The sequence below is a fragment of the Mycobacterium sp. MAC_080597_8934 genome, from assembly GCF_000523975.1.
Lineage (GTDB): Bacteria > Actinomycetota > Actinomycetes > Mycobacteriales > Mycobacteriaceae > Mycobacterium > Mycobacterium avium.
In genome coordinates, this window is the sequence record NZ_JAOS01000050.1 from 86434 (window position 1) to 108450 (window position 22017).

18 protein-coding genes and 2 pseudogenes are annotated in these 22017 nt (G+C 70.3%); 7 read left to right on the forward strand and 13 right to left on the reverse strand.

Annotation, left to right across the window (positions count from 1 at the left end; translation table 11 throughout):
- Positions 1-51 precede the first annotated feature (51 nt).
- The 5 genes from aftB to glf are packed head-to-tail and all read right to left on the reverse strand — an operon-like array spanning position 52 to position 6612.
- Positions 52-2034: a terminal beta-(1->2)-arabinofuranosyltransferase gene (aftB, locus tag NF20_RS21450; RefSeq protein ID WP_033710901.1), complete on the reverse strand. Its 1983-nt coding sequence runs from the start codon at positions 2032-2034 to the stop codon at positions 52-54.
- The gene (locus tag NF20_RS21455; RefSeq protein ID WP_011723406.1) at positions 2021-2938 is read right to left on the reverse strand and encodes a decaprenyl-phosphate phosphoribosyltransferase; all 918 of its coding nucleotides are present in this window, start codon (positions 2936-2938) and stop codon (positions 2021-2023) included. The genes aftB and NF20_RS21455 overlap by 14 nt, the downstream gene beginning before the upstream one ends.
- Complete coding sequence (locus NF20_RS21460) at positions 2935-3474, reverse strand: phosphatase PAP2 family protein (protein WP_003872570.1); 540 nt, start codon at positions 3472-3474, stop codon at positions 2935-2937. The genes NF20_RS21455 and NF20_RS21460 overlap by 4 nt, the downstream gene beginning before the upstream one ends.
- On the reverse strand, positions 3467-5353 hold the full coding sequence (locus tag NF20_RS21465) for a glycosyltransferase (RefSeq protein ID WP_009974449.1): 1887 nt from the start codon (positions 5351-5353) through the stop codon (positions 3467-3469). The genes NF20_RS21460 and NF20_RS21465 overlap by 8 nt, the downstream gene beginning before the upstream one ends.
- Positions 5354-5403: 50 nt before the next feature.
- Entirely contained in the window at positions 5404-6612 is a 1209-nt protein-coding gene (glf, locus tag NF20_RS21470; protein WP_033710902.1) for a UDP-galactopyranose mutase, read from the reverse strand.
- A gap of 254 nt (positions 6613-6866) precedes the next feature.
- Between glf and NF20_RS27440 the strand changes: the two are divergent.
- Positions 6867-7775: pseudogene (locus NF20_RS27440) on the forward strand (PirG); the annotation flags it as partial.
- Between the two features lie 252 nt (positions 7776-8027).
- Positions 8028-9656: an LGFP repeat-containing protein gene (locus NF20_RS21480; RefSeq protein ID WP_033711145.1), complete on the forward strand. Its 1629-nt coding sequence runs from the start codon at positions 8028-8030 to the stop codon at positions 9654-9656.
- 102 nt (positions 9657-9758) lie between these two features.
- Here the strand turns inward: NF20_RS21480 and NF20_RS21485 are convergent, their stop codons facing one another.
- The 4 genes from NF20_RS21485 to NF20_RS21500 are packed head-to-tail and all read right to left on the reverse strand — an operon-like array spanning position 9759 to position 12955.
- Positions 9759-10574, reverse strand: coding sequence for a Cof-type HAD-IIB family hydrolase (locus NF20_RS21485; RefSeq protein WP_033711144.1), 816 nt, complete (start codon positions 10572-10574; stop codon positions 9759-9761).
- Between the two features lie 28 nt (positions 10575-10602).
- Positions 10603-11388 (reverse strand): lysophospholipid acyltransferase family protein, encoded by a 786-nt coding sequence (locus tag NF20_RS21490; RefSeq protein ID WP_033711143.1) that lies wholly within the window; start codon positions 11386-11388, stop codon positions 10603-10605.
- Between the two features lie 13 nt (positions 11389-11401).
- Positions 11402-12181, reverse strand: coding sequence for a lysophospholipid acyltransferase family protein (locus NF20_RS21495; protein WP_033711142.1), 780 nt, complete (start codon positions 12179-12181; stop codon positions 11402-11404).
- A 6-nt stretch (positions 12182-12187) separates the two neighbouring features.
- Positions 12188-12955 (reverse strand): lysophospholipid acyltransferase family protein, encoded by a 768-nt coding sequence (locus NF20_RS21500; RefSeq protein ID WP_003872315.1) that lies wholly within the window; start codon positions 12953-12955, stop codon positions 12188-12190.
- Positions 12956-13185: 230 nt separating this feature from the next.
- Between NF20_RS21500 and NF20_RS21505 the strand changes: the two genes are divergently transcribed.
- Positions 13186-14724, forward strand: a complete 1539-nt coding sequence (locus tag NF20_RS21505) for an MBL fold metallo-hydrolase (protein WP_033711140.1) — start codon at positions 13186-13188, stop codon at positions 14722-14724.
- The gene (locus NF20_RS21510) at positions 14721-15056 is read left to right on the forward strand and encodes a hypothetical protein (protein WP_003872312.1); all 336 of its coding nucleotides are present in this window, start codon (positions 14721-14723) and stop codon (positions 15054-15056) included. The genes NF20_RS21505 and NF20_RS21510 overlap by 4 nt, the downstream gene beginning before the upstream one ends.
- A 1-nt stretch (position 15057) precedes the next feature.
- Here NF20_RS21510 and NF20_RS21515 read toward each other — a convergent pair whose 3' ends face one another.
- Together NF20_RS21515 and NF20_RS21520 are read right to left on the reverse strand one after the other, a co-directional pair.
- Positions 15058-16632, reverse strand: coding sequence for a phytoene desaturase family protein (locus NF20_RS21515; protein ID WP_033711139.1), 1575 nt, complete (start codon positions 16630-16632; stop codon positions 15058-15060).
- Between the two features lie 48 nt (positions 16633-16680).
- Positions 16681-17319: a TetR/AcrR family transcriptional regulator gene (locus tag NF20_RS21520; protein WP_019733415.1), complete on the reverse strand. Its 639-nt coding sequence runs from the start codon at positions 17317-17319 to the stop codon at positions 16681-16683.
- Between the two features lie 69 nt (positions 17320-17388).
- Here NF20_RS21520 and NF20_RS21525 point away from each other — a divergent pair, with 69 nt between their 5' ends.
- Positions 17389-17874 (forward strand): DUF2834 domain-containing protein, encoded by a 486-nt coding sequence (locus NF20_RS21525; RefSeq protein WP_019733416.1) that lies wholly within the window; start codon positions 17389-17391, stop codon positions 17872-17874.
- Here NF20_RS21525 and NF20_RS21530 read toward each other — a convergent pair.
- Positions 17871-18443: a class I SAM-dependent methyltransferase gene (locus NF20_RS21530; protein ID WP_033711149.1), complete on the reverse strand. Its 573-nt coding sequence runs from the start codon at positions 18441-18443 to the stop codon at positions 17871-17873. The two genes, NF20_RS21525 and NF20_RS21530, sit on opposite strands and share 4 nt — an antisense overlap.
- Before the next feature lie 78 nt (positions 18444-18521).
- Here NF20_RS21530 and NF20_RS21535 point away from each other — a divergent pair.
- Positions 18522-19311, forward strand: a pseudogene (locus NF20_RS21535) (AraC family transcriptional regulator); the annotation flags it as partial.
- On the opposite strand, the gene serS reads toward NF20_RS21535, so the two are convergent.
- Entirely contained in the window at positions 19268-20545 is a 1278-nt protein-coding gene (gene serS / locus NF20_RS21540; RefSeq protein ID WP_033711137.1) for a serine--tRNA ligase, read from the reverse strand. The pseudogene NF20_RS21535 and the gene serS sit on opposite strands and share 44 nt — an antisense overlap.
- 109 nt (positions 20546-20654) lie before the next feature.
- Here serS and NF20_RS21545 point away from each other — a divergent pair, with 109 nt between their 5' ends.
- Complete coding sequence (locus NF20_RS21545) at positions 20655-22016, forward strand: septum formation family protein (protein WP_033711135.1); 1362 nt, start codon at positions 20655-20657, stop codon at positions 22014-22016.
- The last annotated feature ends 1 nt before the right edge of the window (position 22017 follow it).

Below are 22017 nucleotides of genomic sequence, written 5' to 3' on the forward strand. Positions count from 1 at the left end.
CGCCGCGGCCCGGCCGGTGACGGATCGGCCGAAAATTCTTCTGCGCGGCGCTCACTCGCGCGGCGGCGGTGGCGCTTCCTCTGGCACCGGCAGCCCGCAGCGGGCGAGCTCGTAGCGCGGCACCCGGTCGATCCGGTAGCCGGTGAACTGGAAGGAGTGCAGCACGTTGGACAGGAACCGGTGCGGGGTCATCGGGGCCCGCACCGAGGCCAGCACCGCCCGGGTGTCCGGGCATTGCAGCGCCGAGACGGCCTCGGCGACCCACTGCGCGTCCAGGTAGCCCGGGATCCCGGGATACACCTTCACCCAGGGCCCGTCGGCGATCACCCAGTCCGGGAACAGGTTCTTGTCGTGCCCGATCCGGCCGTGCTTGAGGCGTTCGGTGTGCTGCGCCAGCGGATTCGCCAGACCAATCTGGTCGATCACCCGGACGTCGAGCCCGACGTTCATCCCCACCATGCCCAGGTTGGTGAAAAACACGGTGTGCTGCGGCTTTTGCGGAAACTTGTCGGGGGTGGTGCCGGGCGGCGGCTGGGCCATCGGCACCAGGTCCCACTGGGTGTAGTTGCCCGACGGCAGCAGCAGCGCACCCTCGGGGGTGTTGTTCAGCGCGGTCAGGATGGCGGCCATCCGCGGATAACCCAGGTAGTCGGCGGCGGTCAGCGGGTGCGCGTGGCCGGTAGCCTGGGCGTAGAAGCGGCGTTCGTCGACGATCCCGGAGTAGGTGACGTGCGTGGCGTCGTCGCCCATGCCGGGCGAGTTGGCCGCCCACAGCGCCCATCCGGCGATCCCCAGCCACAGCGCGCAGGCCGCGCCGGCCACCCAGTTGCCGGTCTCGCGGGAGTAGTCCTGGCCGTCGGGCACCATCACCGGGACGACGGCCACCGGGGCCAGCAGGCAGAACAGCGGCGCCAGCAGCACCCGGGCGTGCATGAAGTCCCCGCCCTGGCGAATCCAGTACAGGGCCTGCAGCAAACCGCTGACCAGCACCCAGGCCACCACCGCCGGCGGGCTGTGCACCGCCCGGGCCACCCGGCCGTAGTTGGGCGCCAGCGGGGGCCGCAGGAACGACGGCCGCCGCCGGGCGGCCGCCAGCAGCACCCCGAGCAGCACCAGCAGCACCGCGGGAACCCACACCAGGTACGGCGCGTCGAAGTTGGACAGGTAGGTCATGCCCTGCGACCACTTGTCCCCGGCGGCGTCCTTGGCCAGGGCGGTGCCCGGCACCAGCAGGCCGTAGTAGCCCATCCGGAAGATCTCGTAGGCCACCGGCAGCGCACCCCCGGCGGCGACGATCAGCGCCCGGCGCCGCCAGGTGCGGGCCGCGACCAGCATCATGATCAGCGCCAGCCCACCCATCAGGGCCAGCTCCGGACGCACCAGGACGCTGAACCCGGCGACGAACGCCAGCGCACCGGCGAACTCCCGGCGGTCCGGCCGGTTGCGCACCGGCTGCGCCCAGCACACCATCATCCACCACAGCAACCCCAGGTAGGCCAGGGCCAAACCGCTTTCCAGGCCGGAGGTGGCGAAGTCCCGCGACGGCGGCAGCGCGATGTAGACCAGCGCCCCGGCGGGCAGCATGATCGCCCGGCGGCCGCGCAGGCTGGGCGCGTACAGCCGCGCCGCGCCCAGCATCAGCAGCGCCACCCCGAGCACCGAAAGCGCCAGCGCCAGCGCCAGCGCCACGTACTCCATCCGCAGCGGGCCGCCCACCCAGCTGCCGGCGTACATCAGATACGTCCACGCCGTCGAGGTGTTGGCCTCCACCCGCTCGCCCTGGTTGAACACCGGCCCGTTGCCGGCCAGCAGGTTGCGCACGGTGCGCAGCACGATCAGCCCGTCGTCGGCGATCCAGCGCCGCTGCCAGCCGCCCCAGGCGAACAGCACGGCAACCACCGCCACGCCGATCCACAGGCTCGAGCGCACCATCGTCGTGTACGGGAACACCGGCCAGCCGGGCCGCCTCATCACCGGCCGGCTGCCCATGATGCGCGCCTTGAGCGCCTGCAGTTCGGGGCTAACCGAAGGCAACGGCGGCTCCGACCGTCACCATCCACGCCAGCGCCAGGAGCTGGAACACCCGGTCACGCAGCACGATGTCCTCGGGCTCCCCGGCCAGCCCGCCGTCCACGTCGACCGCGTAGCGCAGGATCGCGATGGTGAACGGGACCATGGACACCACGAACCAGCGCGCCTCGCCGTGCTCGCGGTCGAAGGCCCACAGCCCGTAGCAGACCACCAGCGCGGTGGCCGACAACGTCCAGACGAACCGCAGGTAGGTGCTGGTGTAGCTCTCCAGCGCCTTGCGGATCTTCGCCCCGGTCCGCTCGGCCAGTTGCAGCTCGGCGTAGCGCTTGCCGGCCGCCATGAACAGCGACCCGAACGCCATCATCAGCAGGAACCATTGGGTCAGCCGGATGTTGGTGGCCGCGCCGCCGGCGATGGCGCGCAGCAGGAACCCCGACGACACGATGCAGATGTCCATCACCGCTTGGTGTTTGAGGCCGAAGCAGTAGGCCAGCTGGATGGCGATGTAGACGGCCATCACCGCCGCCAGGTTCGGGGTCAGCCACCAGCCGATGCCCAGCGACGCCGCCGCCAGCAGCACGGCCAGGGTGTAGGCCAGCCATTCGGGCACTACGCCGGCCGCGATCGGCCGGAACCGCTTGGTGGGGTGCTCGCGGTCGGCCTCGACGTCGCGCGCGTCGTTGACCAGGTAGATCGACGAGGCGGCCAGGGAGAACACCACGAACGCCACCGACACCTGGCCCAGCACGTCGGTGTAGTCGTACTGGACCGGGCCGCCCAGCGCCGCCACCGGCGCCAGCAGCACCAGCACGTTCTTCACCCATTGCCGGGGGCGGATCGCCTTGATCACCCCGGAGACCACGTTGGCCGGCGGTCCGGCCACCGCTTCCTGCGTTTCCTCGGTCATTGGTCACCTCTTGCCAGCTGCGGTGCGCGGCGCGCGACGGCGGCGACGCCGGCCCCCAGGGCGATGCCGCAGGCCACGTCGCTGGGATAGTGCACCCCCAACACCATCCGGGACAACGCCATCGGCGGCACCAGGACCGCGGGCAGCGGCAGGCCGGTGATCCGGCCCAGCAGGATCGCTGCGGCGGTGGTGGAGGTGGCATGCGCGGACGGGAAACTGAGCCGGCTGGGGGTGCCGACGTTGACCACGACGGCGGGATGATGCGGCCGTTCGCGCCGCACGATGCGCTTGACGACGACGGCGGCGGCGTGCGCGACGAACGCCCCGGCCCCGGCCGCGAGCCAATCGGCGCGGCGCCGCGGTGAGCACAGCGCGCCGAGCGCGGCCGCCGCCACCCAGCCGATGCTGTGCTCGCCGAAGTGGGACAGCGCGCGCGCCACGGTCAGCACCCCGGGGCGCTTGCTCAGTGCCGCCTGGACGGCGACGAGCGCGGCCACCTCACCGCGCGGGGCCTGCGCAGCAGGGGACTCAGGCATGTTCGGCAGCTGGCAGCAACGCCGTCTCCCACTTCTGCTTGCTGGACAACACGGGCAGCGCACCGCGATACACCCTGCGCATCTCGTCGAACCGGGTCAGCAACTTGCGCTGACGGCGCAGCGATGCGAACAACAGCGAGAACATCTTTCGCCGGTCCCGCTGCCGGTACACCACGCCGCAGCCGTCGGCCGTCGTCACCGTGACGCCGTCGACGGTGCACAGCCGGAACCACCGCGCATCCTGGGTGGGCACGTTGTACTGCGGGCGCCGGTGCGCCTCGGGGTCGGCCTTGGTCGCGTTGTGGGCGATCCCGCGGGCCAGCCGGTAGCCGATCGACAGCGGGTTCACCGGCGGCTTCATCGCCTTGCTCTGGTAGCGCGGCGGCGGCAGCTCGCTGGCCGCCGGCAGCACCACCGCGTCCGGGTACTCCTTGCGCAGCCGGTGCACCTCGGGCAGCGCGGATTCCAGGATGGAGAAGATGTGCTCGGGCCCGGCCAGGAAGTCGTCGATGGCCCGGTTCTGGATGGCCACCGTCGAATATTCAAGGCAGGCAAGGTGTTTCAGGGTGGCCTTCAGGTGGCTGCGGACCAGCCCGGTGATGTCGCCGTCCCAGTGCAGCGCGGCGACCACCAGCCGGTTGCGCAGATGGAAGTAGGCCTGCCAGTCGATGGCGTCGTCCTTGTCGCTCCAGGCCATGTGCCAGATCGCCGCGCCGGGAAGGGTGACGGTGGGGTAGCCGTGCTCGCCGGCGCGCAGGCCGTATTCGGCGTCGTCCCACTTGATGAACAGCGGCAGCGGCTGGCCCAGCTCCTCGGCGACCTGCCGCGGGATCATGCACGTCCACCACCCGTTGAAGTCGACGTCGATGCGCCGGTGCAGCAGCGCGCTGCGAGGGTTCTTGTCGTTCAACGGGAATTGCGCGAAGTCGTGGTCGTACTCGGCGTGCGGCGCCGCGGTCCACATGAAGTTCGACTGGTCGACGACCTCGCCCATGATGTGCAGGTGCGAGGGCTCCTGCAGGTTGAGCATCTGGCCGCCGATCAGCATCGGCGTCTTGGCGAACCGGTGCAACGCCAACACCCGCAGGATCGAGTCGGGCTCGATGCGGATGTCGTCATCCATGAACAGAATCTGTTGGCAGTCAGTGTTTTTCAGCGCCTCGTACATCACCCGGCTGTATCCGCCGGAGCCGCCGAGGTTGGGCTGGTCGTGAATGGACAGCCGGTTGCCCAGACCCGCGGCCGCCGCCGGGAAGTCCGGGTGGTCGCGCACCTTGCGGGTGCCCTGGTCGGGCACGATCACCGCACCGATCACCTTGTCCACCAACGGATCCGCGGTGAGGTCGGCCAGCGCGTTGACGCAGTCGGCGGGCCGGTTGAAGGTGGGGATGCCGACGGCGATGTTGGCCGTCCCCGGTGCCGGTTCGGTGGCATACCAGCCGCCGCTGATCAGGTTGACCTCGGTGTCGGTGGTGATGTCGAACCAGATCCAGCCGCCGTCCTCGAACGGCTTCAACGGCACCTCGATCTCGACGACGGCCGGCTGGTCGTCGGTGCCGACGAACTGGCGGCCCTGCACCGAGATCCGCACCCCGGTGGCCTTGGTGCGGTAGACGTCGACGCGACCGGTTCCGGTCAGCTCGACCTTGAGCACCACCGATTCGCAGATCGACCAGCGCCGCCAGTAGCTGGCCGGGAACGCGTTGAAGTAGGTGGCGAACGACACCTCGGACTCTTTGCCGATCTCCAGCGACGTGCGGCTGGTGGCGTGCGCGCGCCGGGCGTTGGTCGTCGACTCCTCCAGGTACAGCTTGCGCACGTCGAGGGGCTCGCCGGGACGCGGCAGGATGATCCGGGACAGCAGGCTCACGGCACTCATTCAGGCGCCACTCCTTCTCATCGCTCCGCTCTGCATCGTCGTGGCGCGCATCAGGCGCCGCTCTCCTGTTTGCTCTGGGCCTCTGTCAGGGATGCGCCGTCGCGCAGGTGCGGCGCGAGGACGTTGTCATACATGTTCAGCGCGCTGGCGATGGCCATGTGCATGTCCAGGTACTGGTAGGTGCCCAGCCGGCCGCCGAACAGGACCTTCGCCGACGCGGTCTCGGCCTTGGCCCGAGCCCGGTAGGCGGCCAGCAAGGCGCGGTCGGCCTCGGTGTTGATCGGATAGTAGGGCTCGTCGTCGTCCTCGGCGAACCGCGAGTACTCCCGCATGATCACCGTGTTGTCGGTCGGGTAGTCCCGTTCGGTGTGGAAGTGCCGGAACTCGTGGATGCGGGTGTAGGGCACGTCGAGGTCGTTGTAGTTCATCACCGGGGTGCCCTGGAAGTCCCCGATGGGCAGCACCTCGACCTCGAAATCCAGTGTGCGCCAACCCAAACGGCCCTCGGCGTAGTCGAAGTAGCGATCCAGCGGGCCGGTGTAGACCACCGGCGCCTCGGGGCTGCCCGCGCGCAGCCCGTCGCGCACGTCGAACCAGTCGGTGTTCAGCCGGACCTCGATGTTCTCGTGGGCGGCCATGTTCTGCAGCCAGGCCGTGTAGCCGTCGACCGGAAGCCCCTCGTAGGTGTCGGAGAAGTAGCGGTTGTCGAAGGTGTAGCGCACCGGCAGCCGGGTGATGTTGGACGCCGGCAGTTCCTTGGGGTCGGTCTGCCACTGCTTGGCGGTGTAGCCCTTGACGAAGGCCTCGTAGAGCGGCCGGCCGATCAGCGAGATCGCCTTCTCCTCGAGGTTCTGCGCGTCGGCGGTGTCGATCTCGGCGGCCTGCTCGGCGATGAGCTTGCGGGCCTCCTCGGGGCTGAAGTACTTGCCGAAGAACTGCGACACCAGGCCCAGGCCCATCGGGAACTGGTAGGCCTGGCCGTTGTGCATGGCGAAGACCCGGTGCCGGTAGTCGGTGAAGTCGGTGAACTGCCGCACGTAGTCCCAGACCCTTTTATTAGAGGTGTGGAACAGGTGGGCGCCGTACTTGTGCACCTCGATGCCGGTGTGCGGCTCGGGTTCCGAGTAGGCGTTGCCGCCGATGTGCGGGCGGCGTTCCACCACGAGCACGCGCTTCCCGAGCTGGGTAGCGACGCGCTCGGCAATGGTCAGTCCGAAGAATCCAGAGCCGACGACGAAAAGATCGAAACGAGCGGTCATCGGTTGCTTAGGGTATCCGACGGCGTGGCCCGAACCCATTTGGCGAGGCCAGCAACCAGGGCCCGGCTGATTCGGGGCGGCCGGCGGAGCGTGCCTGCCCGGCGATCACAGTCCTGGTCGCAATTGCCTCACGATTCAATATCACCACTCTAGTAACAGGATTCCCACTCGTACCATCGACTGTGTGTGATTCCTGCCAGACAGCATCGGCGGGGCGCGCCGACACAACACATAGTCAGATAGAGGAGACTTCCGTGCCGAACCGACGCCGACGCAAGCTTTCGACAGCCATGAGCGCGGTCGCCGCCCTGGCAGTGGCGAGTCCTTGCGCATACTTCCTTGTCTACGAATCGACGGCCGGCAACAAGGCGCCCGAGCACCACGAGTTCAAGCAGGCCGCGGTGATGAGCGATCTGCCGGGCGAGCTGATGGGTGCGCTGTCGCAGGGCCTGTCGCAGTTCGGGATCAACCTGCCCCCGGTGCCCGCCCTGAGCGGCGGCGCCACCAGCACTCCCGGTCTGGCCAGCCCCGGCCTGGGTAGCCCCGGCCTGGGCACGCCCGGCCTGGGAACGCCGGGCCTGACCAATCCCGGTCTGACGAGCCCCGGTGCGACCAGTCCCGGCCTGACCAGTCCCGGCCTGACCAGTCCTGGTTTGACCAGCCCCGGTCTGACCAGCCCGGGTGCCGCGCCGACGACGCCCGGGCTCACCACGCCCGGCGCGCTGCCGACCACGCCGGGCGCCGGGGTCGCCACCCCCGGCGCCGGGCTCAACCCCGCGCTGTCCAACCCCGGGCTGACCAGCCCGGCCGGGACGGCGCCGGGGCTGGGCAGCCCGACCGTGGCGCCGAGTGAGGTGCCGATCGACTCCGGGGCCGGCCTGGACCCGGGCGCCGGTGGCACGTACCCGATCCTGGGCGACCCGTCGACCTTCGGTAACGCCTCGCCGATCGGCGGCGGTGGCACCGGTCTGGGCGGCGGCTCGAGCTCGGGTAGCAGCGGGGGCCTGGTCAACGACGTGATGCAAGCCGCCAACCAGCTCGGCGCGGGTCAGGCGATCGACCTGCTCAAGGGCCTGGTGATGCCGGCGATCACGCAGGGCATGCACGGCGGCGCGGCCGCGGGTGCTTTGCCCGGCGCGGCCGGTGCTCTGCCCGGCGCGGCCGGCGCCTGCCGGTGCGGCGGGTGCGCTGCCGGTGCGGCGGGTGCGCTGCCGGCCGCGGCGGCGCCGCGGGTGCGTTGCCGGCGGCCGCCGGCGCCGCGCCGGCACTGCCCCGGTCTAGACCTTTTCCAAACCATCCACCAGACGGCACCGCAGAGGGTTCTGCGGTGCCGTCGATTTTTGCCGCGGATTTCGGCATCGCTCAACGTCGTGTCGTCTCATAGATAACATCAGAATCACACGTAACATCGGCTGGTGTCCCGCAGTCGCGCGCCAACGACGCTGCTCACCGCCATCGCGGCGACGGTCGTCCTCGTCTCGTGGGTGGGCGACGCCACCCGGGACCGCGGCGCCGCCGGCGCGCCACCGGCCCGCGGCACCCAGCTCACCGAGCAGCCGCTGATCGGGCTGGGGGCCGGCGTCACGGTTCGCGAGATCAGCCAGCAGACGCCGTTTTCCCTGGTCGCCCTGACCGGTGACCTGGCCGGCACGTCGACGAGGGTGCGCGCCCGGCGTCGCGACGGTTCCTGGGGGCCCTGGTATCAGACCGAGTACGAAACCGCCGCGCCCGACCCCGGCCACGCCGGCGGGGCAACCGAGGGGCCGCGCGGGACGGACCCGGTCTTCGTCGGCACCACCACCACCGTGCAGATCGCGGTCACCCGCCCGCTCGACGCGCCGGCGACCCAGCCGCCCCCGCGCCCGGCCGACGACCTGGGCTACAGGCCGGCCTCGCGGGAGCAACCGTTCGGGCAGAACATCTCGGCCGTGCTCATCTCGCCGCCGCAAGCGCCGTCCGAAACGCATTGGACGCCCCCGTCCGGGGTGGTGATGCCCGGGCAGGCGCCACCGATCATCAGCCGGGCCGAGTGGGGCGCCGACGAATCGCTGCGCTGCGGAAGTCCGCAGTACGACAACGGGATTCGCGCCGCAGTCGTGCACCACACCGCGGGCAGCAACGACTACTCGCCGCTGGAATCGGCCGGCATCGTCAAGGCCATCTACACCTACCACAGCAAGACGCTGGGCTGGTGCGACATCGCCTACAACGCGCTGGTCGACAAGTACGGCCAGGTGTTCGAGGGCAGCGCCGGGGGCCTCACCAAGGCGGTCGAGGCGTTCCACACCGGCGGGTTCAACCGCAACACCTGGGGCGTGGCGATGATCGGCAACTTCGACGACGTGCCGCCGACGCCGGTGCAGTTGCGCGCCGTGGGCCGGCTGCTCGGCTGGCGCCTGGGCATGGACGGCGTCGACCCCAAGGGCACCGTGCAACTGGAGTCCGCCGGCAGCCACTACACCACCTACGCGGCCGGCACCGTCGCCACGCTGCCGACCATCTTCACCCACCGCGACGTGGGCAACACCGACTGCCCGGGCAACGCGGCCTACGCGCTGATGGACGAGATACGGGATATCGCAGCGCATGTCAACGATCCGCCGGAAGAGCTGATCAAGGCGCTGCAGGGTGGGGCGATCTACGCGCACTGGCAGGAGATCGGCGGGATGAACAGCGTGCTGGGGGCGCCGACCGCACCGGAGGACAGCGCGGCGGACGACGCCCGCTTCGTCACCTTCGTCCGGGGCGCGATGTACTGGTCGCCGCAGACCGGCGCCCAGCCGGTCACCGGCGCGATCTACGACGCCTGGGGCTCACAGAGCTACGAGCGCGGCCCGCTCGGCCTGCCCACCAGCGCGGAAATCCAAGAGCCGCTGCAGATTACCCAGAACTTCCAGCACGGCACGCTGAACTACGAGCGGCTGACCGGTAACGTGACCGAGGTGCTGGACGGGATCACCACCCCGCTGGCCACCCAATTGCCAAGCGGCCCAACGGTTCCGGCCGAACACTTCTCGCTGCCGACCCACCCGGCGGCGACGTAGCGAGGCGCTAAGGCCGCTGCCCCGCGCTAAAGCCGACCGCCCCGCTAAAGCCGACTACCCCGCTCCTCCTCGCGCCGCCACGCGGCGCGCATCGTCGCGGCGCTAAAGCCACCAGCGTTCCAGCACCCGGCCCACGCCGTCGTCGTTGTTGGCGGCGGTGATCTCGTCGGCGGCGGCCTGCACCTCGGGATGGGCATTGCCCATCGCCACGCCGTGGCCCGCCCAGCGCAGCATCGGCAGATCGTTGGGCATGTCGCCGAACGCCACCACCTCCTCGCGGGCGATCTCCAGCGGCCGGGCGATCTCTTCGATGCCGGTGGCCTTGCTGATCCCCAGCGGCACGATCTCGACCAGGCCGTTGTCCGTCGAGTAGGTGATGTCACCCTCGAGGCCGACGTGCTTGGCCAGCTCGGCGGCCATGTCGGAGCTGCGCGCCCCGGCCCGGCGAATCAGCAGCTTGATCGCCGGGGCGCTGAGCAGGTCCTCGATCGACACCTCGGTGTTGTCCGGATTCAGCCAGGCGTGCTCGTAACCCGGCGAGCTGATGAACTGCGGCGTCGCCGTGTCGTGGGCGCGTTCCCCGATCCGCTCGACGGCCAGCCCCGCCCCCGGGATGACCCGCGTGGCCAGCTCGGCCAGCTTGGCCAGGGTGTCGACGTCCAGCGTGCGGGCGGACAGCACCCGGTCGTTCGCCGGGTCGTAGATCACCGCGCCGTTGGCGCACACCGCGATCGGCGCGAAGCCCAGCGCGTCGACCACCGGGCGGATCCACCGCGGCGGGCGGCCGGTGGCCACCACGAACCGCGCGCCGCCGGCCACCGCGGCGCGGACCGCGGCCCGGGTGCGCGGGGTGATCCGCTCGTCGTCGTCGAACAGGGTGCCGTCGACGTCGCAGGCGATGAGCCGCGGCAGCGTCATCGAAACCGCCCGCCTCGCCGGCCGGCGCTCAATGCAGTCCGCTCTGGCGCTGTCCCGGCCGGGTGACGCCGTCGGTGCCGTACTTGCGCATCCGCTCCTGCAGCTCGGAGAGCCGCAGCGCCCGGGAGTCCTCCTGGGTGGGCGCGCCGCCGCCCAGCCGCCGCGGCACCCAGAACTCGTCCTTGGGGTGCGGATACTCCTCCTGCACCCGGTACAGCAGGGCGTTCATCGCCTCCCGCAGCGCCGCGTTGAGCTGCTCGCGGGTGCCCCGCGGCGGCAGCGGCCGCCCGGCCGCCACGGTGATCGGAACCTTGTTGCGGAACACCTTCTTCGGGTGGTCCTTCGGCCAGATCCGGTGGGCACCCCAGACGATGATCGGGACGATGGGCACCTGCGCGGCCAGCGCCATGCGCGCCGCGCCGGTCTTGAACTCGCGCAGTTCGAAGCTGCGGCTGATGGTGGCCTCGGGATGCATGCCGATCAGCTCACCCTCGCGCATGCGCTGCACGGCCACGTCGAACGCGTCGTGTCCCGACCTGCGGTCCACCGGGATCAGCCGGGCGTGCTTGATGACGTAATTGACCGCCTTCACGTCGGCCATCTCGGCCTTGATCATGAAGTAGGCGCGGCGGTGCCGCTCCCGCACCGCCATCAGCGTCGGCAGCCAGTCCAGGTAGCTGGTGTGGTTCTGGGCGAGAAGGGCGCCGCCGTGGGCGGGAATGTTCTCCAAACCCTGGTAGGTGAACTTGGTTCCCTGCATCGCGACCAGCGGCGGAACAACCCACTCCCCCAGCCGGTAGAACCCCTCGGCCATCTCTTCTCCTTCGCTACCGGCCCGGACGCCCGGCCCGGTTCGCGGCCTTCTTCGCCGCTGCCGCGGCCGCTCGGGCCGCCGCCTCGTCTGCCTCCATCCGGGCCGCCTCCGCCGGCGTCGGCGCCGTGCCGCCCAGCCGGCGCGGCACCCAGTACGCCCCGGGCTGCATCGGGTAATGCTGCTGCGCCTGGTGCAGCAGCGTGGTCATCGCGTCGCGCAGCGCGGCGTCGGTCTGCGCGATGTCCTCGCGCGCCCGCAACGGCGCGCCTACCTGCACGGTGATCGGTATCTTGGCCCGGCCCAGTGTACGTGGATGGTCCTTGGTCCAGATCCGGTGCGCGCCCCAGACGATCAGCGGGATGATCGGCACGCCGGCGTCGATGGCCATCCGGGCCGCGCCGGTCTTGAACTCCTTGAGCTCGAAGCTGCGGCTGATGGTGGCCTCCGGGTAGACGCCCACCAACTCGCCCTCGCGCAGCCGCTGCACGGCCACCGCGTAGGCGCCGGCGCCGGCGCCGCGGTCCACCGGGATGGTGCGGGTGTGCTTGATCAGGAAGTTGACCACCTTCACCTGCTGCATCTCGGCCTTGATCATGAACCGCAGGCGTCGCCCCCGGCGATGCACGGCCAGCCCGGCGGGCAGGAAGTCGACGTAGCTGGTGTGGTTGATCGCCACCACGGCGCCGCCGCGCTCGGGGATGTTCTCCTCACCGAGGTAGGTGATCTCGGTGCCGGTGGCCTTCACCGCCAGCACAGCCAGGAGCTCGAGGGCGCGGAAGGTCGGCTCCACCATCGATCACTACTCCGGCGCCCCTGCGGACTGTCCCCGGCGCGCCGCCCGCGCGGCCGCCTCCTCGGCGTCCAACCGGGCCGCTTCGGCCAGCGACGGGGCGCCGCCGCCCAGCCGGTGCGGCACCCAGAACTCCCCGGCCGGGTGGGGGCCGTACATCTCCTGCGCGCGTTCCAGCAGGTGCTGCATCCGCGAGTGCAGCAGCCCCTTGAGCTCCTCGACGCCCAGGGTCGGCTGGATGGGCTCGCCGACCAGCACGATGATCGGCACCTTGGGGCGCCACAGCTTCTTGGGGTGGTCCTTGGTCCAGATGCGCTGGGCACCCCAGACGATGTGCGGGACGATCGGCACCCCGGCCTCGACGGCCATCCGGGCCGCACCGGACTTGAACTCCTTGATCTCGAAGCTGCGGCTGATGGTGGCCTCGGGGTAAACCCCGACCAGCTCGCCGTCTTTGAGGTTGCGCACCGCCGCCTCGTAGGAGGCGGCCCCGTCCTGGCGGTTCACCGAGATGTGGCGCAGGCTGCGCATGATGGGCCCGGTGATCTTGTGGTCGAAGACCTCCTGCTTGGCCATGAACCGCACCTTGCGGCCCAGGCCCTGCTTGTAGGCGGGCAGACCCGCGAAGGTGAAGTCCAGGTAGCCGGTGTGGTTGATGGCGATGACGGCACCGCCGCTCTTCGGCAGGTTCTCCACGCCCGTGATCGTGATCTTCAGGCCCTGGACGCGCCAGATCAGGCGGGCAAGCTGTATGACAGTCCCGTACACCGGTTCCACAGCCGTCCAGCCTAGTGCGCCGGACCGTGAGCCGCCTCAAGCGCCGGAAAGAGCCGACCGCTGACTTGCCGTCCGTGCGGGTCGATCAGCTGGGCGCCGTCGAGCCCGACGGCTACTACCGGCGGTTGTGGCAGGCCGACGACGAGGACCGGGACGTCGCCGCGCGCTAGGCTCGGGGGCGCAGACGCCGTACACCCCTCGGCAGGCCCGACGTCCCCCGGAAGGTATTTGTGCAGGTCACCAGCGTAGGCCACGCCGGATTTCTGATCCGGACCCAGGCGGGCAGCATCCTGTGCGACCCCTGGGTCAATCCCGCCTACTTCGCGTCCTGGTTCCCGTTCCCGGACAACAGCACCCTGGACTGGGACCAGCTGGGCGATTGCGACTACCTCTACGTGTCGCACCTGCACAAGGACCACTTCGACGCCAAGAACCTGGCCGAGCACGTCAACAAGGACGCGGTGGTGCTGCTGCCGGAGTTTCCGGTGCCGGATCTGCGAAACGCGTTGCAGGAGCTGGGTTTTCATCGGTTCTTCGAGACGGCCGACTCGGTCAAGCACCGGGTCGGCGGACTCGACGTGATGATCATCGCCCTGCGCGCCCCCGCCGACGGCCCGATCGGCGATTCGGCGCTGGTCGTATCCGACGGCAGCACAACGCTTTTCAACATGAACGACGCCCGGCCGGTGGAACTCGACATGCTGGCGTCCGAATTCGGGCACATCGACGTGCACCTGCTGCAATACTCCGGGGCCATCTGGTATCCGATGGTCTACGACATGCCGGCCCGCGCCAAGGAGTCGTTCGGCATCCAGAAGCGGCAGCGCCAGATGGACCGCGCCCGCCAGTACCTCGCCCAGGTGGGGGCGACGTGGGTGGTGCCCTCGGCCGGGCCGCCGTGCTTCTTGGATCCGGAGTTGCGCCACCTCAACGACGACCACGGCGACCCGGCCAACATCTTCCCCGACCAGATGGTGTTTTTGGAGCAGATGCGCGCCCACGGGCAAGGCGGCGGCCTGCTGATGATCCCCGGCTCGACCGCCGACTTCAGCGGATCCACCCTGAACTCGCTGCATCATCCGCTGCCCACCGCCGAGGTGGAGGCCATCTTCACCACCGGCAAGGCCGACTACATCGCCGCCTACGCCGAGCGGATGGCGCCGGTGATCGCCGCGGAGCGGGCCGGCTGGGCGCCGGCCACCGGCGAGCCGCTGCTGGAGCCGCTGCGCGCCCTGTTCGAACCGATCATGTCGCAAAGCGACGAGATCTGCGACGGCATCGGCTACCCGGTGGAGCTGGTGCTCGGGCCCGAGCGCGTGATCCTGGATTTCCCGAAACGCACGGTACGAGAACCGATTCCGGACGAGAAGGTTCGCTACGGCTTTGCCATAGCACCGGAGCTGGTGCGCACCGTGCTGCGCGATCGGGAGCCGGACTGGGTCAACACCATCTTCCTGTCCACCCGGTTCAAGGCCTGGCGCGTCGGCGGCTACAACGAATACCTGTACACCTTCTTCAAATGCTTGACCGACGAACGAATCGCCTACGCCGACGGCTGGTTCGCCGAAACCCACGACAACTCGGCGTCGATCACGCTGGACGGCTGGCAGATTCAGCGCCGCTGCCCCCACCTGAAGGCCGATCTTTCGAAATTCGGTGTGGTAGAGGGCAACACGTTGACGTGCAACCTGCACGGGTGGCAGTGGCGGCTGGACGACGGGCGCTGCCTGACCGCGAAGGGGCACCAGCTGCGGAGTTCGCGGGCGTGAACGAGACCTACGACGACGGCCTGGTCCAGTTGGACCGGGCGGCGATCACGTTGCGCCGCTACCACTTTCCGTCGGGCACGTCCAAGGTGATCGCGCTGGACGCGATCCGCGGGTACAAAGCCGAGCCGCTGGGCATCTTCATGCACCGGTTCCGGGTCTGGGGCAGCTCCGATCTGCGCCGCTGGCTTCCGCTGGACATCGGCCGGCCGTTCAAGTCGACGTTGATCACGCTGGACGTGCCGGGCACCCGGCCCGCCCCGGCCTTCACGCCGGCGCGTCCCGACGAGTTCACCGCCCTGCTGGACGAATTGCTCGCCCGGCGCGGCTCCTGACTCAGCCGCTGCGGTCGGTCAGTGCCTGCCGGGCCGCGTTGTAGCCGGGGATGAAGGTGATGCCCGGACCGCCGTGGCAGCCCGCGCTGCCCAGATACAGGCCCTCGATCGGGATCGGCTGGCCGAGGAAGCCGCGCGGACCGGGCCGGTTGGGCCCGACCTGGTTCGCGTTCAGCAGGCCATGGCAGTAGTCACCGCCGGGGGCGCCGAACATGACGCCCATGTGCCGGGGCGTGAAGGTGGTGTGCCGGATGATGCTGTCCTCGAAATTCGGTGCCAGCCGGGTGATCTTGTCGATCACCCGTTGCCCCATCTCGATTTTCGCCTGGCCGTAGTCCACCTCGCCCTCGATCGGGAACCACAACGCGAACGCCGAGGCGGCATGCTTGCCCTCCGGCGCCAGGCCCGGATCGTTCTGCGAGGGGATCTGCAGCACGACGGTCGGGTCGGCCGGAACGACGCCGCGCCGGGCCTGCTCCCACTGCTGCTGCACCTCCTCGGGCGTGCAGAACAGGCCGATCGAGGCCTGCATGGCCGGCTCGTTGAGCACCTGGTACGGCGCGGCGAACACCGGCGCCTCCTGCAGCGCGAAATGCATCTGCAGGTAGCTGCCGCGGTGGTCGATGCGCGCATAGCGAGCCCGCAGGTCGGCGGGCAGCGCGGCCGGATCGAGCAGCTCGTTGAGCGTGACGTCCGGCGCGATGCCGGAGACGACGATCGGGGCGCTCAGCGTCTCGCCCGACTCGGTGCGCACCCCGGTCACCCGTCCCCCGGACCCGGCGTGCTCGACCAGGATCTCGGTCACCTTGGTGCGCAACCGAAGTTCGCCGCCGTGGCGCTCCAGCACGTCGCACAGGTGCGAGGTAAGCGCGCCGATGCCGCCGCGCAGCTTCTTCATCTGCATGGTGTCGCCGTCCGGCACGCCGAGGCCGAACGCCAGCGCCGCGGCGCTGCCCGGGGTGGCCGGGCCGCGATAGAGCGTGTTGACGGCCAGCACGGTCATCGAGCCGCGCAGGGCGCCGTGCTTCTCGCGGTCGGGCAGGTAGCGGTCCAGGATGTCGGTGACCGACCCGAACAGCATGTCGTCGATCGCCGAGCGCTCGAATTCGTTTGTGGCGCAGGCATACATCTCGTCGAGACTCTTGGGCGGCGTACCGGCCTCGAACCGGCCCAGCGCGCGGGTCGGGGCTTGGGCCCACGCCATCAGGCCGGCCATCCCGTTGACGGCGTCGGCCCCGTGCACCTCGTTGAGGTGGGTGAACAGCTTGACCGGGTCGCTGTATTGGACCAGCGGATCGTCCCCGACACCGCGCACCGCCACCGACATCACGTCCAAATCAATCGTCGGGATGGTGTCCAGGCCCAGCTCGTCGACCACCGCCTGCGAGGTCGGGAACTGCACCGACCCGGCGATCTCGAACCGGTAGCCGTCGAAAAGCTCGACGGTGGAGGCCATCCCGCCGGCGTAGAGCTTGGCGTCCAGGCACAGGGTGCGCAGCCCGGCCTTGGCCAGCAGCACCGCGGCGGTCAGCCCGTTGTGGCCCGCGCCGATGACGATCGCGTCGTAGTCATTCATGTCCCGACCTCCGCAAGGAGGCTCGCACGACGCCCCAAGTTTTGTCAATTATGACGAAACTTGGGGCGCGGTGGCGGTGCTCCAGGAGTCGGTGATCCCCGCGCGCAGCGACTCCAGCGCCGCGTGACACAGCCGCGCGAGTTCGCCGAGCGATCGTTCGTCGCCGACCATCCACACCTCCATCGCGCCGAACACCGCGGCCGCGATGCAGCGCGCGGTCACCGCGGCGCGCACCCGCTGGTCGGCCGTCGGCGCGCCGGCGCCGCCGCCGCGCCGTTGTAGTTGCGCCGCAATGGCTTCGGCGAAGTCGGCCTGCACGTCGCGGATGTGGCGGACGATGCGGCCCGGGTCGAGCTCCTCGTGGCGCAGCGCGGCGATCTTGGTCACCGCATCCACGTCGTAGGGGAAGGAGAAGATGGCGGCCTGCACCGAGTCGATGATGGGCTCGTCGGCCGGGCGGGCGTCCAGCGCGGCCCGAAACCAGTGCAGCCCGGTGTAATCGGCGAACAGCAGATCGTGCTTGGAGCGGAAGTGGCGGTAGAACGTGCGCAGCGACACCCCGGCGTCGGCGGCGATCTGTTCGGCCGAGGTGTCCTCCACGCCCTGGGCCAAAAATCGCACCAGCGCGGCCTGGCGCAACGCCTCCCGGGTGCGCTCGCTGCGCGCCGTCTGCGCCGGCCTGACCATGGCAGTAAGGTACCAAGAAACCTTTTGACAATATTGACAAAACTTTACGGCCGGGGTCAGACTGCGCGCATGGTCTCGCTTCTCGTGCACGCAGTTCTCGGGTTCTCCGTCATCGCCTGGATCGTCGCCTCGAACGCGAAGGTGTTCGCCCGCCCGGCCGGCGGTCCGCTGTTCTCGCCGATGGAGGTCGTGTACTACCTCGTCGGCATCGCCTCGGTCGTGCTCGGCTGGTACTTCAACATCACCTTCGTGCAGCAGTATTCGCACGGATCGACCAACCCGCTGTGGGGCGAGCACGGCAGCTGGGCCGAATACATCCGGCTGATGTTCACCAACCCGGCCGCCAGCTCGGCCAGCCAGGACTACACGATCGCGAACGTGGTGCTGCTGCCGCTGTTCACCATCGTGGACGGCTACCGCCGCGGGTTGCGCCGGCCCTGGCTGTACTTCGTGTCCAGCCTGTTCACCAGCTTCGCGTTCGCGTTCGCCTTCTACTTCGCGACGATGGAACGCCAGCGCCGGCACGAGCAGGCCCGCGAGACAGTGCCCGCCTAGTCGATCGGTTTGACGGCCCGCCAGCGCTGCCGGCCGCCCCGGGCGTCGGCGTGGATGTCGGCGAAGCCCGCGGCCGCCAGCCGGCCCGGCAGGTCCTTCGGCGCGACCGGGTTGTAGGTGTCGGCGACGTGCAGCAGGCGAAACGCCCACGACGGCACGCCGTCGCTGCCGGCGAACGTCCCACCGGGTTGCAGCACCCGCAACGCCTCGGCGAACAGCTGGTCCTGCAGCTGCGGGCTGGGCACGTGGTGCAGCATGGTGAAGCACACCACCGAGGTGAAATGGTTTGCGGGCAAACCTGTTTCGGTGCCGCTGGCCTGGATGACGCGGGCCCGGTCGCCGTAGCGGCGCTGCAGCCGATCGGCCATCACCGGGTCGAGTTCGACCGCGGTCAGCGAGGCGGTGCGATCCAGCAGGGCGCTCAGCGTCGCACCGTAGCCGGGGCCGATTTCCAAAGTGCGGGAACCCAATTCGACACCGTCCAGCGCCCAGGGCAGCAGCTCGTCGGCCACCTCCTTCGCCCAGCCGGCCGAGCTGCACCGGTGCCGGTGCAAGAGATTCATCGCCATCGCGATCACGCCTTTCTGTCGGTCGATCTCGACGTTAGGCGGACGCAATGCTGCGGGCTTCCGATATCCTGCCTCGATATGTCGGAAATCGGCCAGCACGGGCTGGCGACCTCGGCGCAGACGCTGCCGCCGGGAGCGCGGATCGCACGGCACCGGCATCCGCTGCACCAGATCGTCTATCCGTCCACGGGCGCGGTGTCGGTGACCACGCCGGCGGGCACCTGGATCACCCCGGCCAACCGCGCCATCTGGATCCCGGCGGGCTGCTGGCACGAGCACAAGTTCCACGGCCACACCAACTTTCACGGCGTCGCGCTGGACCCCGCCCGCTACCGCCGCGGCCCGGCCGCCCCCGCGGTGCTGGCGGTCACTCCGCTGATGCGCGAGCTGATCATCGCGTGTTCGCGGGCGCGGGACACCGACGCCGGCGCGCACCACCGGATGCTGGCGGTGCTGCACGACCAGTTGCAGGCCACCAGCGTCGCCGAACCGCTGTGGATTCCCACCGCCGTGGACGGCCGGCTGCGCGCCGCCTGCGCACTGATCGCCGACAACCTGCGCGAGCCGTTGACGCTGCGCCAGATCGGCGAGCGCATCGGGGTCGGCCAGCGCACCCTGAGCCGGCTGTTCCGCGACGAGCTGGCCATGACGTTCCCGCAGTGGCGCACCCAGGTCCGGCTGCAACACGCCCTGGTGCTGCTGGCCGAGCGGCGCGACGTCACCTCGGTGGCGGCCGAATGCGGTTGGGCCACACCGAGTGCGTTCATCGACACCTACCGGCGCGCGTTCGGGCACACCCCGGGCCGGCTCGCCCCCCGCCCGTCCTAACCGCGCGGGCCGACGGGCTCGAGCAGCTCGGTGCCGACGAACGGCACCAGCGCCTCGGGAACCCGCACGCTGCCGTCGGGCCGTTGGTGGTTTTCCAGGATCGCCACCAGCCAGCGGGTGGTGCCCAGCGTGCCGTTCAGGGTGGCCGCGATCTGCGGCTTGCCCTTGGCGTCCCCGCCGTCGCGGTAGCGGGTGGACAGCCGGCGCGCCTGGAAGGTGGTGCAGTTCGACGTCGACGTCAGCTCGCGGTAGGTCTGCTGGGTGGGCACCCACGCCTCGCAGTCGAACTTGCGGGCCGCCGACGAGCCGAGATCGCCCGCGGCCACGTCGATCACCCGGTAGGGCACCTCGATGCGGGCCAGCATCTCGCGCTGCCAGCCCAGCAGCCGCTGGTGTTCGGCCTCGGCGTCGGCGGGCGTGCAATAGACGAAGCCCTCGACCTTGTCGAACTGGTGCACCCGGATGACGCCGCGGGTGTCCTTGCCGTAGCTGCCGGCCTCGCGGCGAAAGCACGACGACCAGCCCGCGTAGCGCAGCGGGCCGGCGGACAGGTCCAGGATCTCGTCGGCGTGGTAGCCGGCCAGCGGCACCTCGGAGGTGCCCACCAGATAGAGGTCGTCGGCCTCGATCCGGTAGACCTCCTCGGCGTGCGCGCCCAGGAATCCGGTGCCGGCCATCACCTCCGGGCGCACCAGCACCGGCGGGATCATCGGCACGAAGCCGTTCTCGACGGCCAGCCGCAGCGCCAGCTGCAGCAGGCCGAGCTGCAGCAGCGCGCCCTTGCCGGTCAGGAAGTAGAACCGCGAACCGGACACCTTGGCCCCGCGGGCCATGTCGATCAGGCCCAGCGACTCGCCCAGTTCCAGGTGGTCGCGGGGGTTTTGCAGCGCCGTTGGCTCCCCGACGACGTCCAGCACGGCGAAGTCGTCCTCGCCGCCGGCGGGGACGCCGTCGATGACGACGTTCGAGATGGCCAGGTGCGCGGCGGTGAACGCCGCCTCGGCCTCGGCCTGGGCGGTTTCGGCGGCCTTGACCTGCTCGGCCAGCTCCTTGGCGCGGGCCAGCAGGGTCGGGCGCTGCTCGGGCGAGGCGGCGCCGACGCTCTTGCTGGCCGACTTCTGTTCGGCGCGCAGCGTGTCGGCGGTCGAGATGGCGGCCCGGCGGGCGGCGTCGGCGGCCAGCAGGGCGTCCACCAGCGACGGGTCTTCGCCGCGGCTTTGTTGGGAGCGGCGCACGGCGTCGGGGTCTTCCCGGAGCAGCTTCAGGTCGATCACGGCCCGAAGCCTACTTTCACCCGGCCCGGCCGACCGGCGCAGCACCCCGCCCGAGCCTCAGGACTCACATCAGTAACTTTTGTAACGGCGCTGCGGCGCTGCTGTCAGAATGGAGCCGATGTCGCAAGCGCCCGAGAAGGACCTTCCGGAAGCCGGGGAAGCCCCCGCGGTCGAGACGACCGCCGCCTCGGCCTTCCTGTGGCCGCGCAGCCTGCAGGCCCGCGCGACCCGGCGCGCGCTGCTGCTGACCGCGCTCGGCGGCCTGCTGATCGCCGGGCTGGTCACCGCGATCCCGGTCGGCGGAACCGGGTCCGGCCGGCTGCTGGACGCCAGCCCGGTGCGCAGCACCGGCGCCAAGAGCGACGCCGCCTTCAACCGGGCCGCCAGCGGGGAATGCCTGATGTGGCCCGACACCACCCCGGAGTCGGCGAAGATCGTCAACTGCGGCGACGACCACAAGTTCGAGGTCGCCGAATCCATCGACATGCGCACCTTCCCCGGCTCGGAGTACGGGCCCAACGCCGCGCCGCCGACCCCGGCCCGCATCCAGCAGATCACCCAGGAGCAGTGCGAGGCCGCCGTCCGCAACTACCTGGGCCCCAAGTTCGACCCGAACAGCAAGTTCACCGTCAGCCTGCTGTGGCCCGGCGACCGGGCCTGGCGCCAGGGTGGGGATCGCCGCATGCTGTGCGGCCTGCAACTGCCCGGCGCGAACAACCAGCAGCAGGTGTTCAAGGGCAAGGTCGCCGACGTCGACCAGTCCAAGATCTGGCCGGCCGGCACCTGCCTGGGCATCGACTCGGCGACCAACCAGCCCACCGATGTGCCGGTGGACTGCGCGGCCCCGCACGCGATGGAGGTGACCGGCACGGTCAACCTGGCCGAGAAGTTCCCCGACGCGCTGCCCGCCGAGCCGGACCAGGACGCCTTCATCAAGGACTCTTGCACCAAGATGACCGACGCGTACCTGGCGCCGGTCAAGCTGCGCACCACCACGCTGACGCTGATCTACCCCACCGTGCCGCTGGCCAGCTGGACGGCCGGCAGCCGCGAGGTGGCCTGCAGCATCGGCGCGACGCTGGGCAACGGCGGCTGGGCCACGCTGCTGAACAGCGCCAAGGGGCAGCTGCTGATCAACGGCCAGCCCCCGGTGCCGCCGCCCGACATTCCCGAGGAGCGGCTGTCGATGCCGCCCATCCCGTTGCAGGCTCCGGCGCAGTCGCCGTCGACCCAGTCCGGCTCCGCCGCCGCCCCGGAGATGCCGCCGAACAACCAGCACCTGCCCGGCCAGCAGCCGGTGGTGACCCAGCCCCCGCAGGCCCCGCCGCCGCCGGTCGACAACGGCGCCCCGCCCCCGGCCAACCCGGCACCCGAGGCCCCGCCCGCGCCGGCTCCGCCGCCCGCGGCGCCCCCTCCGCCTCCCCCGCCCGCGCCGGAGGCCCCGCCGGGCGGGCCCCCGCCGGCAGGCTAGC

Coding starts and splice junctions, on each gene's coding strand:
- NF20_RS21455 (WP_011723406.1), bottom strand. CDS start 2,938: ATGACCGAGGAAACGCAGGAAGCGGTGGCCGGACCGCCGGCCAACGTG.
- NF20_RS21460 (WP_003872570.1), bottom strand. CDS start 3,474: ATGCCTGAGTCCCCTGCTGCGCAGGCCCCGCGCGGTGAGGTGGCCGCG.
- NF20_RS21465 (WP_009974449.1), bottom strand. CDS start 5,353: ATGAGTGCCGTGAGCCTGCTGTCCCGGATCATCCTGCCGCGTCCCGGC.
- glf (WP_033710902.1), bottom strand. CDS start 6,612: ATGACCGCTCGTTTCGATCTTTTCGTCGTCGGCTCTGGATTCTTCGGA.
- NF20_RS21485 (WP_033711144.1), bottom strand. CDS start 10,574: ATGACGCTGCCGCGGCTCATCGCCTGCGACGTCGACGGCACCCTGTTC.
- NF20_RS21490 (WP_033711143.1), bottom strand. CDS start 11,388: ATGGCCGAGGGGTTCTACCGGCTGGGGGAGTGGGTTGTTCCGCCGCTG.
- NF20_RS21495 (WP_033711142.1), bottom strand. CDS start 12,181: ATGGTGGAGCCGACCTTCCGCGCCCTCGAGCTCCTGGCTGTGCTGGCG.
- NF20_RS21515 (WP_033711139.1), bottom strand. CDS start 16,632: ATGAATGACTACGACGCGATCGTCATCGGCGCGGGCCACAACGGGCTG.
- NF20_RS21520 (WP_019733415.1), bottom strand. CDS start 17,319: ATGGTCAGGCCGGCGCAGACGGCGCGCAGCGAGCGCACCCGGGAGGCG.
- NF20_RS21525 (WP_019733416.1), top strand. CDS start 17,389: ATGGTCTCGCTTCTCGTGCACGCAGTTCTCGGGTTCTCCGTCATCGCC.
- NF20_RS21530 (WP_033711149.1), bottom strand. CDS start 18,443: ATGGCGATGAATCTCTTGCACCGGCACCGGTGCAGCTCGGCCGGCTGG.
- NF20_RS21545 (WP_033711135.1), top strand. CDS start 20,655: ATGGAGCCGATGTCGCAAGCGCCCGAGAAGGACCTTCCGGAAGCCGGG.